The organism is Agromyces larvae (genome assembly GCF_022811705.1).
Classification (GTDB): Bacteria; Actinomycetota; Actinomycetes; order Actinomycetales; family Microbacteriaceae; genus Agromyces; species Agromyces larvae.
In genome coordinates this window covers 2,882,081-2,898,922 of sequence record NZ_CP094528.1, presented here as the reverse complement: position 1 = coordinate 2,898,922, position 16,842 = coordinate 2,882,081, and the positions used below count along the sequence as shown (strand labels likewise).

Here is a 16,842-nt window from a genome sequence, read left to right as displayed (position 1 = left end):
GCCTCGGAAGGCGGGGAACCGGGTTTCGATACGCGCTTCGCGCTCCTCGACCAGCGGAGGGATCAGCCGAACAGCCAGTCCAGGATCGTCTCGATCAGGTCGCGCACGGTGCCGACCTCGGTGCGCGCGGTCGCGGTCGTCGTGTTGCCCGTCGCGTCGGTCGCCCGGTACTCGAACGTGTAGCTCGTGCCCGGCATCGCGCGGATCTCGAACTTCGTGTCCGAGACCTTGCGCACCTGCGCGTGCTTGCCGGTGGTGGTCACCTTCACGAACGAGACGGTCGCCTGGCCCGAATCGTCGGATGCCACGGGCTTCAGGTTCACGGTCCGCCACGTCAGCGTCGGGATGAGGATCTTCGCGGGGTTCGCGGTGACCGTCAGCGTCGGCGCCGTGGTGTCGGGCGGGGTGAGCCGGATGCCCACGACGATCGGGTCGTGGTCGCTCGACCGGTACGGGTCGGGTGCGAACAGCGCGTCCTGGGCGGGCTGCTTGAAGGTCATGTCGTAGTCGATGATGCTCGGCTCGTCGGAGTTGATGTGCCAGGCGGATGCCCCGGTCACATCGCCGACCAGCCCGGTGCCCGCCAGCGCGTAGTCGAGGTACCCGAGCTGTCCGTCGAACACGTACGAGTACGCCTCCTCGCCGGTGAACTGCTTCTCGAGGTCGGTGTATCCGGCACCGGTCAGCACCTCGATCGGGTCCTCGTGGTCGTAGGAGTTCAGGTCGCCGATGATGAGCTCGCGCCCGACCGTGCCCTGCCCGGTCGGGTCGCCGGCGAGCCAGTCGACGATGGCCTCGGCGGCTGCGACCCGGGTGAGGTTGCAGTTGCCCTGCCCGTCGCCGCGGTCGGGGTCGCCCGAGCAGGCGGATCCCTTCGACTTCAGGTGGTTCACGACGACGGTCACCGCCTCGCCGGTCGCGTTCGAGGTGAACGTCTGCGCGAGTGCGGGCCGGTTGCGGTCGTCGTCGAAGCGCGGGTCCACCGAGGTGTCGAGCACCGCGTAGCCGCCCGCGGGCGTGACGTTCGCCGGCTGGTAGACGAGCGCGGTCGTGATCGCGTCGGTGCCGAGGGTGCCCGTTCGGATCGCCGCGTAGGTGCCCGCACCGGCCTGCTCGTTCAGCGCCGCGACGAGCGTGTCGAGGGCCGCGCCGTCGTTGTTGTTCTGGATCTCGATGAGGCCGACGACGTCGGCGTCGATCTCGGTGATCGCGGCGACGATCTTCGCCTCCTGGCGTTCGAACTCCTCGGCGGTGTTCGCGCCGCGGAAGTCGGTGCCGGGGGCGTCGAGGTCGAGGTCGGTGAAGTAGTTGAGCACGTTGAAGCTCGCCACCCGCAGGTCGCCGCCGACGTCGGGCAGGCTCTCGCGCGGCAGCACCGACGCGAACTGGGCCGGTTGCGTGGGCTGCACCGACCACTGGTCGAACCGGTAGTCGAGCACGCCGGTCGCCGCCGTCACGTGGTCGCCGGCGCGGAACGCGTTGTCGAGCGTGAACGCCTCGCCGTTCGGGTGCAGTGCGGGGTCGGGGTTCTGGACGCCGCGTCCGTCGTCGAGTCCGATCGAGTCGGCGACGTTCGCGGCCGCGAGCGCCACCGCCTCGGCGGAGCCGGGCGCGAACATCGCGGTCGGCTGGTACTGGCGCTCGGTGCCGAGCGTGATGAGCCCGAACTGGCCGTACTCGAAGGTCTCGAGGATCGAGAGCGTCTGCGGCAGCGTCACGCGCATGCCCTCGAAGCGCTCGCGGTCGGCGGGCGCGAGCGGCAGGGTCAGCTCGGTCGGCGCCGGGAGCGCGGACGTGCCGCCGGTGGCGCAGACGGATGCCGCGACCGCCGTGACCTCGGTCATGCCGAAGAACTCGGACACGGTGCCGACGACGTGCACGGTGTCGCCGAGCACCACGTCTGCGCCGCCCGGCGCGAACACGAAGATGCCGTCCGAGGTCGCCGCGTCGCCGTCGCCCGAGTCCTGCAGGTAGTAGCCGTCGAAGCCGCCGGTCTGGAAGTCGCCGACGACGACGCCCTCGACCTCGACCTGCGTGCCGGTCGCGAGCGGGGTCGCCGCGCCCGCGCCCTGCACCGAGCCGATCGTCACGGTCGGCGCGTCGCAGTCGGCCTCGATCGGCCCCGGACCCTCGTCGAGCTCGGTCGAGTTCACGGCACCGGGGGTGTTGACCGCCTCGCCGTCGATGAGCGTGCCCGTGTTGCCCGGGATGCCGGCGAGGTCGAAGTCGTTGCGCACCCAGTCGCCCGTGGCATCCGTGTCGGTGCCGTCGGGGATGCGCGACGCGCCGCCCGGCGCGAACGGCTGCCCGTCGTACGCGACGCCGAGGGTCACCGGCCCGTAGGTTACGTCGCCGGCTCCGCCGTCGTTCACCGCGACCGAGTCGACGACGATCAGACCGGATGCCTCGTCGATCACGCCGTCGTCGTCCGCGTCGAGGTCGGCACCGAGCGCGGGGGGCGTGCCGGTGACGAGCAGCAGGCTGAGCGTGCCGTTCTCGAGGTCGTTCGCGGCCAGGGTCGCGAGCGCGCGGCCGTCGGCGCCGGCGGTGCCGAACCCGATCACCTGGTCGACGACGCCGAACTGCGCGGCGCCGCTCGTCGGCGCATCGCCCTCGATCTCGAGCACGGTGTACGCCGACAGGTCGGCGTTCGGCGTACCGAGCAGCTCGACGTACTCGACGTCGGTGCCGGCCGTGGAGGCCGAGAACTCGTTGATCACCGGGTCGCCGGTCGGCGGTTCGACGTCGCCGCACGCGTGCGCGCCGAGCCCGTCGAACGTGTCGGTGGCGAAGCCGACCCACTCGACCGCCGGGTCGAACGCGTCGGTCGGGTCGGGGTCGCCGACGCAGACGTCGGCGGATCGGCGCAGCGTGTTGTCGGCCGTCGACGTGAGACCGGTGCCCCACTCGGTGCCGGGGTCGGCGCCGACCTGTCCGAACGAGTCGACGACCGCGCCGCCCGCGACCAGCGTCAGCGCGTCGTCGCCGTTGAACCACCCCGCACCGTTCGTCTGGTCGGCCTGCGCGAGGATCGGCGCCGATGCCGACGCGTGCGCGATCACGTGCACGTCGCCCGCCGCGACCGTGCCGGTGAGCGCGATCGTCAGGCCCGCCGTCGCACTGCCGTTGAAGAACATCTGCAGCGAGACGCCGTCGAGCGCGATCGGCTCGCCGGTCGGGTTGAACACCTCGACCGCCTTGTTGTTGCTCGACCCCTCGATCACCTCGCTGATGAACAGGTCGGTCGGTGCGGCGGCGGTGGCGGCGGACACCGGCACGACGACGCCGACCGCCGCGAGTGCGGCGGTCGCGAGCGTGGCGGTGAGGCCCCTGGTGAACGGTTGCATGCGATCTCCCCCTGATCAGCGCCCACATCGGCAGGGGGATCTCATCCCCCGTTCGCGTCACGCTAGGGGAGTCGGGCGCGCGAGGGAAGACCCCGCAGGGCGTCCAGCGGGTGAACGTGCGCGGATGCGCGGCGCAGGGCGTCGCATCCGCTCGAATGCGCAGCCCAGCTGGTCGAGGCGCGCTACTCGCTCACCAGCGCGCCGCGCGAGATGCCGACCTGCTCCTCGCGGGGCACGACCTTCACCCGCTCGCGGGGGAACTCGTCGGCCTCGCCGAGGGCGCGCTCGTGCGCGTCGAGGGCGAGCCAGCCGTCCCACGTCGAGTACTCGACTTCGCGCTCGTCGAGCAGTGCGAGCACCGCATCGCCGTCGGCCACGACAGGCGCGCGCAGCGCGCCGGCCGAGGCATCCGCGACCAGGTGCTCGATGGTCTCCATCGCATCGCTCTTGGTGTGGCCGATGAGCCCGACCGGGCCGCGCTTGATCCAGCCGGTCGCGTACAGGCCCGGCAGCGGGGCGCCGTCTGCGCCGACCACGCGCCCGCCCTCGTTCGCGATCACGCCGCGACGCTCGTCGAACGGCAGCCCGACGATCGGCGACCCGAAGTAGCCGACCGCGCGGTAGACCGCCTGCACGTCGTACGAACGGAACTCGTCGGTCGCGCGCACCTCGCCCCACGCGCCGCCGGGCACCGGCTCGTTGCGCTGGAAGCGCACGCCCTCGACGCGGTCGGTGCCGAGCACCTCGACGGGCGAGTGGTAGAAGTGCAGGTGCAGCCGGCGGGATGCCCCGGTCGACTCGCGGCCGCGCCACGACTCGAGCGTGCGCAGCATGATCTTCACCTGGTTGTTGGGCGCCTGCGTCGCGTCGACGCCGATGAAGTCCTCGTCGTGCACGACGATGTCGACGTTCGGCACCTCGCCGAGCTCGCGCAGCTCGATCGGCGTGAACTTCACGTCGGCGGGGCCGCGCCGGCCGAACACGTGCACGTCGGTCACCGGGGACGCCTCGAGGCCGGCGTAGACGTTCGCCGGGACATCCGTCTTGCGCAGATCGACCGGATGCTTCGCGAGCACGCGCGCGACATCGAGCGCGACGTTGCCGTTGCCGATGACCGCGATCGACTCGGCCTCGAGCGGCCACGTGCGCGGCACATCGGGGTGTCCGTCGTACCAGCTCACGAAGTCGGCGGCGCCGTACGAGCCGGGCAGGTCGATGCCGGGGATGTCGAGGGCCGCGTCGCGGATCGCGCCGGTCGCGAAGACGACGGCGTCGTAGTGCTCCTGCAGTTCGTCGACCGAGATGTCGCGGCCGACTTCGACGTTCGTGATCAGGCGGATGGTGCCGGCGTCGAGCATCTCGTGCAGCGAGTTCACGATGCCCTTGATGCGGGGATGGTCGGGCGCGACGCCGTACCGGATGAGCCCGTACGGCGCGGGCAACGACTCGAACAGGTCGATCGAGACGCGCGAGATCGCTCCCTGAGCCTCTCGAAGGGAGGCCACGACGTTGTTCAGGATGTTGCCGGCGTAGATGCCGGCGGGGCCGGCGCCGATGATGGCGACGCGGAGGTTCGAGCTCACTGGGTGGCTGCCTTTCGGAGGGATGCTGCGAGGGCTTCGGGGGCGTACGGGCTGAGCGCGACGACATCGCCCACCACGACGACGGCGGGCGAACGGATGCTCCGCCGCGCCGCCTGCACCGCGATGGTGTCGAGGGTGCCGATGGTCACGCGCTGACCCGGGCCGTATCCATCCTCCACGATCGCGACTGGACATTCGCTGCCTCGTTCGCCGCGTGCGAGGGTGATCGCCGCGTTCGCGAGCGTGCCGACGCCCATCAGGAGGACGACGGTGTGATCGCGGCCGCCGCCGAGCTCGCGGATCTGATCGTGCCCGGTGGCGACGGTGTAGGCGGTCGCGACGCCGCGATGGGTGAGCGGGATGCCGGCGAGGGCGGGCACACTGCCGGCGCTCGAGACGCCGGGGACCACCTCGACGTCGACGCCGGCGGCGCGGCACGCGAGGACCTCCTCGAGCCCGCGCCCGAACACGAACGGGTCGCCGCCCTTGAGCCGGACGACGCGCCTGCCGGCCTGCGCGAGCGAGACGAGGAGCGCGTTGATCGCGTCCTGCGGCACGGCGTGATGGCCGGGCAGCTTGCCGACGTCGACGACCTCGGCGGAAAGCGGCGGCTCGCCGGCGGCCGCGCGCTCGGCCGCGAGGCCGTCGAGCACGCCGCGGGCGCCGAGCCGGTCGGCGACGATGACGTCGGCCGCCTCGAGCGCGCGCAGCCCGCGCAGGGTGAGCAGCCCGACGTCACCCGGGCCGGCGCCGACGAGGGTCACGCCGCCGCTCACCGCGCGCGCTCCACGAGCAGGCCCCGGCGGCGCAGCATCCGTCGTTCCAGCGGCGCGAACACGACCAGTTCGATCAGGATGCCGATCGCGAGGATGGTGAGGATCGTCGCGAGCACGCCCGCGAGATCGGCGAGGTCGCGGTTCAACTGCAGCATCGAGCCGAGCCCGAAGCCGATCGAACCGCCCATCGCGATGATCTCGGCGGCCATCAGCGAGCGCCACGAGAACGCCCAGCCCTGCTTGAGCCCGGCGACATACCCGGGCAGCGACGCCGGCAGCACCACGAGGGTCGCGAGCCGGAACCGCCCGGCGCCGAGCACCGTGCCGACCCGGCGCAGCTGCGGCGGCACCTGCTCGACGCCCGCGATGAGGCCGTTCACGATCGACGGGATCGCGCCCATGAGGATCACGAAGTAGACCGTGGCATCCGTCAGCTGGAACCAGATGATCGCCGCGGGCACCCACGCGACCGACGGCAGCACCTGCAGGCCCGAGATGATCGGGCCGACCGCGCGCCGGAGCGGCCGCACCTCGGCGAGCAGCAGGCCGAGCGGTGTGCCCACAGCGGTCGCGATGAGGAACCCGAGGATGCCCCGTTCGAGGCTCGTGCCGACGGCGAGCTGGAGCTTGCCGGTCTCCCAGGCCGCGGCGAACGCGTTCACGACGTCGACGGGGCCCGGCGCGATGTCGGGGCGCGGTTGCGCGATCACGACGTAGAGCTGCCAGGCGGCGACCAGCGCGACGATGAACAGCACCGGCGGGAGCACGCTCGTCGTGAACCGGCGCCACGCGCTCGGGCGGGTGTCGAGATCGGTCTGCAGCCGGTCGAGGCCCGCCTCGAGGGAGCGGAGGTCGTCGTGCGCGGGCGTGGGGGCGCCGCCCCCTTCGACGGGCTCAGGGAGCTGATGTGCGGGGCTCGCTGAGCCTGTCGAAGCGACTTCGACGGGCTCAGGGAGCTGATCTGCATGGCTCGCTGAGCCTGTCGAAGCGACCCCGACGACCTCCTCGACCGTGCTGTTCGCGTCACGCGGCATTTCGGCGGATCTCCTTCCGCAGTCGCTCGGTGATCTCGATCGAGAGCGCCGCCACCTCGGGCGACTCGATGCGCCGACCGGATGTCTCGGCGATGCGCCACTCGCCCGCGACCCGGCCGGGCCGGCTCGACAGGAGCACGACGCGCTGCCCCAGCCGCGCGGCTTCGCGCACGTTGTGGGTGACGAAGACGATGGTGCGGCCGGTTCGCCGCCAGACCCGTTCGAGCTCCTCGTGGAGCAGGTCGCGGGTGATCGCGTCGAGCGCGGCGAACGGTTCGTCCATGAGCAGGACGGGGCGATCCTGCGCGAGCGCGCGGGCGAGCGCGACGCGCTGGCGCATGCCGCCCGACAGCTCGTGGGGGCGCTTGTCGGCGGCGTCCGCGAGGTTGACGACGTCGAGCAGTTCGAGCGCCTGCGTGCGCCGCGCCGCCCGTGGCACCCCGCGCAGGCGCAGTGCGAGCTCGACGTTGCGCGCCGCCGTGAGCCACGGCATGAGCGCCGACTCCTGGAACATCACGGCGGTGCCCTCGGCGGGCACGTGGATGGTGCCCGCCGAGGGCCGGTCGAGGCCGGCGATGAGGTTGAGGAGCGTCGACTTGCCGCAGCCGGATGCTCCGAGCAGGCAGACGAACTCGCCCTCGGCGATGTCGAGGTTCACGTCGTCGAGGACCACGGGGCCCGCGCCGAAGCGCTTGCCCACGTGCTCGAGGCGGATCGCGGTGCGGTCGGTCATGTCGTCTGCTCCCTGGCCGTGGCCCGGCTCGCCGTGTGCGGCGGCGCGCCGCCTACTCGGTTCCGAGCCCGCCGGCGGACACCGGCTCGGCTCCGGCCTTCTTCAGCAGGCCGTTGAGGATGGCGAGGTCGAACAGCCCGTCGATCGAGCCGTCCTTCTGCGTGCCCGCCTCGAGGCCGTTCTCGACGAGGGTCGAGAACGCCTCGGCGTGCGGATCCGCCGAGAACACGACGTGGTCGAGCGCTCGGTCGATGACGGCGTCGTCGAGGGCCTTGCCGGTGTCGGCGGTGAGCTGCGCGTTGATGACGCCGGCCGTCTCGTCGGGGTGCTCGGCGATCCAATCGATCGAGGCGAGCTCGCCCTCCAGCAGCGCCTCGATGGTCTCGGGGTGCTCGGCGAGGAACGTCTTGTTCACGAGCAGCACGGTCGTCGGGAACGCGCCGTCCTCCCAGAGTTCGGCCTCGTCGACCAGCACGTGCGCGCCGGCGTCGACGACCAGGCGCGACACCCACGGCTCGGGCAGCCATGCGCCGTCGAGCTGGCCCTGCTGGAACAGGGTCAGCGTCTGCGCGTTCTCGGTGGGCGTGATGTGCACGTCGCCGCCGCCCGACGTGTCGGTCTCGTAGCCCTCGTCGGCGAGCCAGGCGCGCAGCGCGACGTCCTGCGTGTTGCCGAGCTGCGGGGAGGCGAGGGTGGTGCCCTCGAGGTCGGCGGGGCTGTCGATGCCGTCGCGCACGACGAGGGCGGCGCCGCCCGTCGCGGCGCCCGCGACGACCACGGCCGATTCGCCGCCCGACTGGATGAACGTGTTGATCGACGGGTTCGGGCCGATGAACGTGGCGTCGATCGCACCTGCGGTCAGCGCCTCGACGGCCGCCGGGCCGGCGTTGAAGACGGAGGTGGTGAGCTTCGTGTCGCCGAGCGCGTCGGCGAACAGGCCCTCCTGGAGGCCGACGAGTGCGGGCGCGTGCGTCACGTTCGCGAAGTAGCCGAGTCGCAGTTCGGCGGCCGGCGACGTGTCGGCGGATGCCTCGGGCTCGGCCGCCCCGGATGCGGTGGCGCAACCGGTGAGCATCATGGCGCTCACTCCAAGGGCGGTGATCGTCGAGATGGTGCGGGTGCGGATGTTCACAGGCTTCGCCTCCTTCGTTTCAGTGATGGGATGGTGCGTGGTGCGTGGTGCGTCTCGGCTTCGGCGGATGCCTCAGCCGTGGGTGATCCCGGCCGCCAGCGTGGCGCCGTCGGCGGGATGGATCACGAGGAACGATCCGGCGGAGCGGTTCGCCTCGTACGGTTCGAGCGGCAGCTCCGCCGCGAAGCGGAGGGTCGCGCGACCGATGTCGTTGGCCTCGAGCGCCGAAGCGGGTTCGTGGGCGAGGGTGTCGAGGTCGCGTCGGGCGTCGACGGAGGCGACGAGCGCCTGCACCGTGCGGGTGCCGTGCTTCACGAGGACCCGTGCGCCGGGTAGGAGCGGGCGGGCGTCGAGCTGGAACAGCTCGGCCACGACCTCGCGCCGGCCCGCGGGCACCGTGCCCGCGGTCGCGATCACCGCGCCCCGCGCGGCGTCGATGTCGTCGGCCAGGCGCAGCGCGATCGATTGCGGGGCGACGGCTTCGTCGGCGGATGCTCCGGCCACGTCGATGCCTGTGACGGTGGTCTCGATGCCCGAGGGGAAGACTTGCACGCGGTCGCCCACCCGGACCCGGCCGGACGCGACCCGCCCGGCGAACGCACGGTAGTCGCGGTAGAACTCGGCGGCGGCCGGGTCGGCGGCGAGCTCGGGCGAGAGCCCGCCCTGCGGGCGCAGCACCAGCTGCACCGGGAGTCGGAAGTCCTCGGAAGCCCGGTCGTCGAGCAGCGACGACGGAGCGTCTCGAGACCCGAGCTCACCCTGCGCGGGCAGGTGTTCGAGCAGCTCGAGCAGCGCCGGGCCGTCGTACCAGGGCGTGTTCGCCGACCGCTCGACGACGTTGTCGCCCTCGAGCGCCGACACCGGGAGCACGTGCACGTCGCCCAGCCCGAGCTCGCGCGTCACGTCGCGCACCTGTCGCTCGACGGCGGCGAACGCCCCCACGTCGTAGCCGAGCAGGTCGATCTTGTTGACGGCGACGATCACGTGCGGCACCCGCAGCAGCGCGACGACCGCGAGGTGCCGTCGGGTCTGCTCGAGCACGCCCTTGCGACCGTCGATGAGCACCACGACCGCGTCGGCCGTGGTCGCCCCGGTGACCATGTTCCGGGTGTACTGCACGTGCCCGGGGCAGTCGGCGAGGATGAAGCTGCGCCGGCCCGTGGAGAAGTAGCGGTAGGCGACGTCGATGGTGATGCCCTGCTCGCGCTCGGCGCGCAGGCCGTCGGTGAGCAGCGCGAAATCGAACCCGGTGCCCTGGCCGAAGCCGCGCTCGCGCGAGGTGCGCGCGACCTGCTCGAGCTGGTCGGCGAGGATCGCCTTCGAGTCGTGCAGCAGCCGCCCGACGAGGGTCGACTTGCCGTCGTCGACGGACCCGGCGGTCGCGAACCGGAACAGGGTCGTGGTCGTGGGGGTCGCTTCGAGCGTGCGGCTCGCTGAGCTTGTCGAAGCGGGGCTCCCTTCGACGGGCTCAGGGAGCGCGGGGGTCGCTTCGAGCGTGGGGCTCCCTTCGACGGGCTCAGGGGGCGTGGGGCTCGCTTCGACGAGCTCGGGGTACTGGGTGGTCGTGGTGTCCGTCATCAGAAGTACCCGTCCTTCTTCCGGTCCTCCATCGCGGCCTCGCTGATCCGGTCGTCGGCGCGCGTCGCGCCGCGTTCGGTCAGGGTCGAGGCGGCGACCTCGCGCACCACGGACGCGACGTCCGAGGCATCCGATTCGACCGCGCCGGTGCAGCTCATGTCACCCACCGTGCGGTACCGGACCGTCCGGCGCTCGACGACCTCATCGGCTCGGGGCTCGCTGAACTCGCCGACCGCGCGCCACATGCCGTCGCGGCGGAACACCTCGCGCTCGTGCGCGAAGTACAGCGGCGGCAGCGGGATGCGCTCGCGCTCGAGGTACCGCCAGACGTCGAGCTCGGTCCAGTTCGAGATCGGGAAGACGCGCACGTGCTGGCCGGGCGTGTGCCGGCCGTTGTACAGGCTCCACAGCTCGGGCCGCTGGTTGCGCGGATCCCACTGACCGAACTCGTCGCGCAGTGAGAAGATGCGCTCCTTCGCGCGCGCTTTGTCCTCGTCGCGGCGGGCGCCGCCGAACACCGCGTCGTGCCGGCCGGCGGCGATCGCATCGAGCAGCGGCTGGGTCTGCAGCGGGTTGCGGGTGCCGTCGGCGCGCTCCTGCAGGCGCCCGTCGTCGAGGTAGCGTTGCACCTCGGCGACCTCGAGGTCGATGCCGAGCCGTGCGACCGTCTCGTCGCGGAACGCCAGCACCTCGGGGAAGTTGTGCCCGGTGTCGACGTGCAGCACCGGGAACGGCACCTTGCCGGGGCGGAACGCCTTGGCCGCGAGGTGCAGCACCACCACCGAGTCCTTGCCGCCCGAGAACAGCAGGACCGGTCGCTCGAACTCGGCGACGACTTCGCGGATGACGTGGATCGCCTCGGCCTCGAGCAGGTCGAGGGTGTCGAGGGCGATCGGCCTGGAGAGGATCTGCTCGGTCATAGGTGCAGCCCGCATTCCGTCTTCGAGAGGCCGGCCCAGCGGCCCGACCGGGGGTCTTCGCCGGCGGCGACCGGCTTGGTGCACGGCTCGCATCCGATCGACGGGTAGCCCTGGCCGAGCAGGTCGTTCACCGGTACGCCGAAGGCACCCGCGTAGTCGAGCAGTTCGTCGAAGCTCCACGCCGCGAGCGGGTTGACCTTCACGAGTCCGTTCCGTTCGTCCCAGTCGACGAGCGGGGTGTTCGTGCGGGTCGGGGCCTCGTCGCGGCGCACGCCGGTGAACCACACCTCGTAGCCCGCCAGCGAGGCGTGCAGCGGGGCGACCTTGCGGCGGGCGCAGCAGAGGTTCGGGTCGCGTTCGAAGAGGCGCGCCCCGAACTCGGCGTCCTGCTCGGCGACGGTCTGCTCGGGCAGGACGTCGACGATGCGCACATCGAGCGCGGATGCCACGAGGTCGCGCGTCTCGTACGTCTTCGCGAAGTGGTAGCCGGTGTCGAGGAAGAGCACATCCACGCCGGGCAGCGACTGCGCGACGACGTGCGGCAGCACGGCGTCGGCCATCGAGCAGGCGACGGCTGCGGCTTCCGTCGCGAAATTGCGCGCGACCCAGGCGACCACCTCGTACGCGGATGCCTCGCCGTCGGCGAGGCTGCGGAGTTCGGATGCCCCGCGAGCGGCGAGTGCCTGCAGCTCCTCCGCCGGTCGACGAGCGCGGATCCCCTCGACCAGCCCCTGGTCCGGCGGGTGCCCGATGTTGCGCGCGCTCACTGCAGGGCCTCCTCGTCGGCCCGGTGCGCCCACTGCGCGAACGTCTCGCCGGCCGAGGCATCCCGTTCGGCGAGGAACCGGGTGACCACCCGCTCGACGTAGTCGGCGATGCCGTCGGCCGCGACCTTCAGGCCGCGCACGGTGCGACCGAGTCCGGGCTCTTCGCGGTCGGCGCTCGCGAGCCCGCCGCCGAGGTGCACCTGGTAGCCGGGCACCTGCTCGCCGTCGATGGTGACGAGCTGGCCCTTCAGCCCGATGTCGGCGGTCTGGATGCGCGCGCACGAGTTGGGGCATCCGTTCACATGCAGCGCGATCGGATGCGGCAGGTCGAAGCCGGCCAACCGCTCCTCGAGGTCGAGCACCGCGGCCGTCGCGTACGCCTTCGTCTCGACGATGGCGAGCTTGCAGAACTCGATGCCGGTGCACGCGATCGTGCCGCGGCGGATCAGGCTCGGCCTGGCGCTCAGCCCGAGCTCGTCGAGCGCGGCGACGAGCGACTCGACGCGGTGCTCTTCGATGTCGAGGATGACGAGCTTCTGGTGCGGCGTGGTGCGCAGCCTGCTCGACCCGTGCGCTTCGATCACGTCGGCGAGCTTCGCGAGCGTCGGCCCCGAGATGCGGCCGACGATGGGCGTGACGCCCACGTAGAAACGGCCGTCCTTCTGCGGGTGCACACCGACGTGGTCGCCCTGGCCGAGCGGCTTCGGCGCGGCCGGGCCGTCGGGCAACGGATGGCCCAGGTACTCGTCTTCGAGCACCTGCCGGAACTTCTCGGCGCCCCACTCGGCGAGCAGGAACTTGAGGCGCGCCTTGTTGCGCAGCCGCCGGTAGCCGTAGTCGCGGAAGATCTGCGTCACCCCGTGCCACACGTCGGCGACCTCGTGCGGCGCGACGAACGCGCCGAGCCGCTCGGCGAGGCGCGGCGTCGTCGACAGGGCGCCGCCGACCCAGAGGTCGTAGCCGACGCCGAGCTCGGGGTGCTCGACCGCGACGAACGCGACGTCGTTGATCTCGTGCACCACGTCCTGGCTGGGGTGGCCGGTGATCGCCGTCTTGAACTTGCGCGGCAGGTTCGCCAGCGACTCGTCGCCGATGAAGCGGCGGGTGATCTCGTCGATCGCCGGCGTCGGGTCGATGAGTTCGTCGGCGGCGATGCCCGCGACGGGGGAGCCCAGGATGACGCGGGGCACGTCGCCGCAGGCTTCCGTCGTCTGGAGCCCGACCCCCTCGAGCCGTCGCCAGATCTCGGGCACGTCCTCGACGCGGATCCAGTGCAGCTGGATGTTCTGCCGGTCGGTGAGGTCGGCGGTGTCGCGGCCGAACTCCTGCGAGATGCCCGCGATGACGCGCAACTGCTCGGTCGTCAGCTGCCCGCCGTCGATGCGGACGCGCAGCATGAAGAACTCGTCCTCGAGCTCGTGCGGTTCGAGGGTCGCGGTGCGGCCGCCGTCGATGCCGGGCTTGCGCTGCGTGTACAGCCCCCACCAGCGGAAGCGCCCGTGCAGGTCGGTCGGGTCGATGCTCGCGAACCCGCCCGCGGCGTAGGTCGACTCGATCCGTTGGCGCACCTCGAGCCCGCCGCCCTGCTGCTTCCACTCCTCGTTGCCGTTCAGCGGTTCGGTGCCGTCGACCTTCCACTGCCCGTTCGGCTTGCCGCCGGGGCGCGGGGGCCGGGCGGCGCTGCGCGCCGGCGTGCGGCGCGTCTCGGTGTCGCTCAGGGTCACGGCGCCCCTCCGTCGTCACCCGGTGATGCCGGGGTCGACCGGTGGCCCCGATCGACTCGGTCGACGCTAGGGGAGGCCCTCGAACGCGTCACGTGCGCTCGTCAGAGGCCGCAACGCTCCGTCACGAGGCGTCGCACGGCGAAAGACGGCGTCACAGGCTTGACGCGACCGGTGCATCGAGGCAGTCGCGGTAGCGATCGATGACCACCTCGACGAGCTCGGGGGCCGGTGCGTCCCCGGCGAGCAGCGGTTCGGTGAGCACATCGGCGCCCGCGGCGGCCGCGAGGTCCTGGAAGTACCCCGGCGCGAGCAGGTAGCTCGAGACGACGACGCGTCGGCCCGGGGCATCCGCCCGCGCCGCTGCGACCGCCGCGTCGAGCCGCGGCTCCGCGGCCGAGAGGAACCCGACCGTCACCGGCCGGCCGAGCCGGGTGGCGAGCAGCTCGCCCATCCGCAGGCAGTCGTCGACCGCGCGGCGGTCGCTCGACCCGGCGACCGCGAGCACCAGCGCGTCGGGGCCGGCGTCGGGGTCGGCGAGCCCCGCGTCGCTCAGGCCGGCCTGCGCGAGCCGGCGGACGAGCACCTCCACGAGGCGTCCATCGGGCCCGAGCGCGCCCGCGATCTGCACGTGCGGGTGCGCGGCGGTCGCCTCGCGGATGTCGACGTGCACGTGGTACCCGGCCGACAGCAGCAGCGGCACGAGCACGATCGACTCGCCCGGCGGGATCGTCGCGATCGAGGCATCCACGTCGGGCTGCTGCACGTCCACATGACCGAGCCGAACCGTCACCTCGGGGAGTTCGGCGGCGACCGCGTCGACGAGCGCGCGCACCGCGCGCTGCCCGTCGGGAGAGGCCGTGCCGTGCGAGATGCCGAGGAGCGCGGGGGTCGTCATGCCACCATCTTGCCGCGCTCGCCGGATGCGCGCGGTCGGTGCTAGCCCGCCGTGCGCGCGTCGGCGCGCGGATCGCGCACGAACAGCATGAGCACGAACCCGGCGGCCAGGATGATCGCGATGCCGAGGATGCCCCAGTACGTGGCGCCGAAGACCAGGATGAGCGCGCTCCAGAGCATGGGCGAGAGGAAGCTCGCCGCCCGGCCCGTCGTCGCGTAGAGGCCGAAGATCTCGCTCTCGCGACCCGCCGGGGTGACCCGGGCGAGGAATGCGCGCGACGCCGCCTGCGCCGGCCCGACGAAGATGCAGAGCACGAGGCCGAAGATCCAGAACACCAGCTTGCCGGCGTCGTGCAGGAAGAACACGGTCAGCGCGGCCACCACGAGGCCGCCGAGTGCGAACAGGATGACCGCCCGCGCCCCGAACCGGTCGTCGAGACGGCCGGCGAGGATCGTCGAGACCCCCGCCACGAGGTTCGCCACGATGCCGAAGATCATCACCTCGTTCGGCGTGAAGTGGAACGCCACCGCGGCGATCACCGCGCCGAAGGCGAACACGCCCGCGAGCCCGTCGCGGTACACCGCACTCGCGAGCAGGAACCAGAAGGTGGGCCGTGACTGCTTCCAGAGCGCGACGATGTCCTTCACGAGCACGACGTAGCTGCGGAAGAAGCCGACCTTGTCGCGGTGCGCGGCCGGCGGGGCCTCGGGCACCCAGGCGAAGATCGGCCAGACGAACACCAGCGTCCAGATCGCGCAGCCGACCCCGATCACCCGGTAGGCGAGCCCGTTCTCGGTCGGCATGCCCCACCAGTCGAACGTGTTCGCCACGACCACCAGCACGAGCGCGACGATGCCGCCGATGTACCCGAGCCCCCACCCGAGGCCCGAGACGCGGCCGACCGTCTTCGGCGTCGACACCTGCACGAGCATCGCGTTGTAGTTGACGCCCGCGATCTCGCTGAACACCGTGCCGGCCGCGATGAGCGCCACGCCGAGGACGAAGTACGCGGGCGTGCCCTGCACGAAGAACAGGGCGAACATGGACAGCACCAGCGCGAGCGTCGCCCCGCCGAGCCAGAGCTTGCGTCGGCCCGTGACATCCGCCCGCTGCCCGAGCACCGGGGCGAGCAGCGCGATCAGCAGGCCCGCGATCGTGATCGCCCAGCCGAGACCGCTCGCGAGATCGGCCAACCCGCGCTCGTAGGCGGGGTCGCCCTCGCCGAGCGCTGCGACCGCGGGGTCGAGGAACGCGTCGCTGGTCAGATACAGCGCGGTGAAGACGAAGGTCAGGATGACCGAGTTGAACGGCTGCGTCGCCCAATCCCACAGTGCCCAGGAGATCACCTGCTTGCGCGGGATGCGTCGCCCCTCCTGCAGGTCGAGGCCCATCACGGCGATGGCGCCCGAGTCGGCGGTGGCGGGGAGATCGGCGGGGGAGCCGGAGGCGGGGGCGACGGACGCGGCCCCGTCGTTGCGGTCGGTCATGCACGCAAGGCTAGTCGCGGCGGGTGAACGGCGGGCAACGGATGTCCCGCGCATCTCTACCCGGTTCGCGACGGACGTGGGAAACTTCCCCCGAGCGGCTCCGAGGGGCCGGTCGAGCGAAGGGGTACGGATGTCTCGAGGTCGCGGCCTGCGGTTCGCGGGCGTCGTCGCGGTCGCGGCGGCCCTCGTGGCAGCCGGTGGAAGTCTGCCCGCCCAGGCCGACCCCGCCGAGACCTTCCTGTCGGTGCCGACCGGCCGCTACCCCATCGACGTGGACGCCTCGCCCGACGATTCGTACACCTTCGTCCTCGACCGCGGCGACGGCGCCTCCGCAGACCTCCGCGTGTTCGATGCGAGCGACTTCAGCCTCGTGAACACGATCACGTTCGGCACGTCCGACGACTTCAATCCGACCTCGGTGGAGGTGACGCCCGACGGCGCGCAGGTCTGGGTGTCGTTCTACAACCCCGGGCAGATCCGGGTGTATCCGACCGCCGAGCTCATCGCGGGCGGCTCGCCCGCACCGATGATCTTCACCGGTGGCGGCGGCTTCGTCGACCTGATGGCGGGCCCGGCCGGGGTCTACATGTACGCGGCCACGCTGCACAACCCGCAGTACCAGTTCCAGATCGCCGACCCGCTCGCGGCGCCCCGCACCCTCGACGTGACGGGCGGCTCGCGCGGTGTCGCCGTGCGCACCGACGGAACCCAGGTGTACTTCACCGTGCACGCCACTGCTCCGAACGGCGGCGTGCAGATCATCGAGGTCGCCGGAGACGGGTCCTGGGCGCTCGCGTCTACGTCGCCTGCCTGACGGGCGGCATCATCTCGCTCGACTACACGACCGGGCCTCCGCCCGTTGTCAC

Annotated in this window: 13 protein-coding genes; 1 reads left to right on the top strand and 12 read right to left on the bottom strand. The window is 72.0% G+C overall.

Annotation, left to right across the window (positions count from 1 at the left end):
• Positions 1-62: 62 nt before the first annotated feature.
• The 12 genes from MTO99_RS13935 to MTO99_RS13880 all read right to left on the bottom strand — a co-directional run bounded on the left by MTO99_RS13935 (position 63) and on the right by MTO99_RS13880 (position 15,976).
• The gene (locus tag MTO99_RS13935; RefSeq protein ID WP_243554237.1) at positions 63-3,347 is read right to left on the bottom strand and encodes an ExeM/NucH family extracellular endonuclease; all 3,285 of its coding nucleotides are present in this window, start codon (positions 3,345-3,347) and stop codon (positions 63-65) included.
• Between the two features lie 182 nt (positions 3,348-3,529).
• Positions 3,530-4,930 carry an FAD-dependent oxidoreductase gene (locus tag MTO99_RS13930; RefSeq protein WP_243554236.1) on the bottom strand — a complete coding sequence of 467 codons (1,401 nt, stop codon included), beginning with the start codon at positions 4,928-4,930 and terminating at the stop codon, positions 3,530-3,532.
• Positions 4,927-5,706 carry a uroporphyrinogen-III C-methyltransferase gene (gene cobA, locus MTO99_RS13925; RefSeq protein ID WP_243554235.1) on the bottom strand — a complete coding sequence of 260 codons (780 nt, stop codon included), beginning with the start codon at positions 5,704-5,706 and terminating at the stop codon, positions 4,927-4,929. The genes MTO99_RS13930 and cobA overlap by 4 nt, the downstream gene beginning before the upstream one ends.
• Positions 5,703-6,740 (bottom strand): ABC transporter permease, encoded by a 1,038-nt coding sequence (locus tag MTO99_RS13920; protein ID WP_243554234.1) that lies wholly within the window; start codon positions 6,738-6,740, stop codon positions 5,703-5,705. Before MTO99_RS13920 ends, cobA begins: the two co-directional genes overlap by 4 nt.
• Complete coding sequence (locus MTO99_RS13915; protein WP_243554233.1) at positions 6,730-7,473, bottom strand: ABC transporter ATP-binding protein; 744 nt, start codon at positions 7,471-7,473, stop codon at positions 6,730-6,732. Before MTO99_RS13915 ends, MTO99_RS13920 begins: the two co-directional genes overlap by 11 nt.
• 52 nt (positions 7,474-7,525) lie before the next feature.
• Complete coding sequence (locus MTO99_RS13910; protein WP_243554232.1) at positions 7,526-8,605, bottom strand: ABC transporter substrate-binding protein; 1,080 nt, start codon at positions 8,603-8,605, stop codon at positions 7,526-7,528.
• Positions 8,606-8,677: 72 nt separating this feature from the next.
• On the bottom strand, positions 8,678-10,183 hold the full coding sequence (locus MTO99_RS13905; RefSeq protein WP_243554231.1) for a sulfate adenylyltransferase subunit 1: 1,506 nt from the start codon (positions 10,181-10,183) through the stop codon (positions 8,678-8,680).
• A complete protein-coding gene (cysD, locus tag MTO99_RS13900; protein ID WP_243554230.1) occupies positions 10,183-11,103 on the bottom strand; it encodes a sulfate adenylyltransferase subunit CysD in 921 nt (306 codons plus the stop codon). The genes MTO99_RS13905 and cysD overlap by 1 nt, the downstream gene beginning before the upstream one ends.
• Positions 11,100-11,831 carry a phosphoadenylyl-sulfate reductase gene (locus MTO99_RS13895; protein ID WP_243559111.1) on the bottom strand — a complete coding sequence of 244 codons (732 nt, stop codon included), beginning with the start codon at positions 11,829-11,831 and terminating at the stop codon, positions 11,100-11,102. The genes cysD and MTO99_RS13895 overlap by 4 nt, the downstream gene beginning before the upstream one ends.
• A 35-nt stretch (positions 11,832-11,866) precedes the next feature.
• The gene (locus MTO99_RS13890; RefSeq protein WP_243554229.1) at positions 11,867-13,594 is read right to left on the bottom strand and encodes a nitrite/sulfite reductase; all 1,728 of its coding nucleotides are present in this window, start codon (positions 13,592-13,594) and stop codon (positions 11,867-11,869) included.
• 151 nt (positions 13,595-13,745) lie between these two features.
• Positions 13,746-14,489 (bottom strand): sirohydrochlorin chelatase, encoded by a 744-nt coding sequence (locus MTO99_RS13885; protein WP_243554228.1) that lies wholly within the window; start codon positions 14,487-14,489, stop codon positions 13,746-13,748.
• Positions 14,490-14,530: 41 nt separating this feature from the next.
• Complete coding sequence (locus MTO99_RS13880) at positions 14,531-15,976, bottom strand: MFS transporter (RefSeq protein ID WP_435520762.1); 1,446 nt, start codon at positions 15,974-15,976, stop codon at positions 14,531-14,533.
• Between the two features lie 130 nt (positions 15,977-16,106).
• Here MTO99_RS13880 and MTO99_RS13875 point away from each other — a divergent pair, with 130 nt between their 5' ends.
• Complete coding sequence (locus MTO99_RS13875; protein WP_243554227.1) at positions 16,107-16,790, top strand: YncE family protein; 684 nt, start codon at positions 16,107-16,109, stop codon at positions 16,788-16,790.
• Positions 16,791-16,842 lie beyond the last annotated feature (52 nt).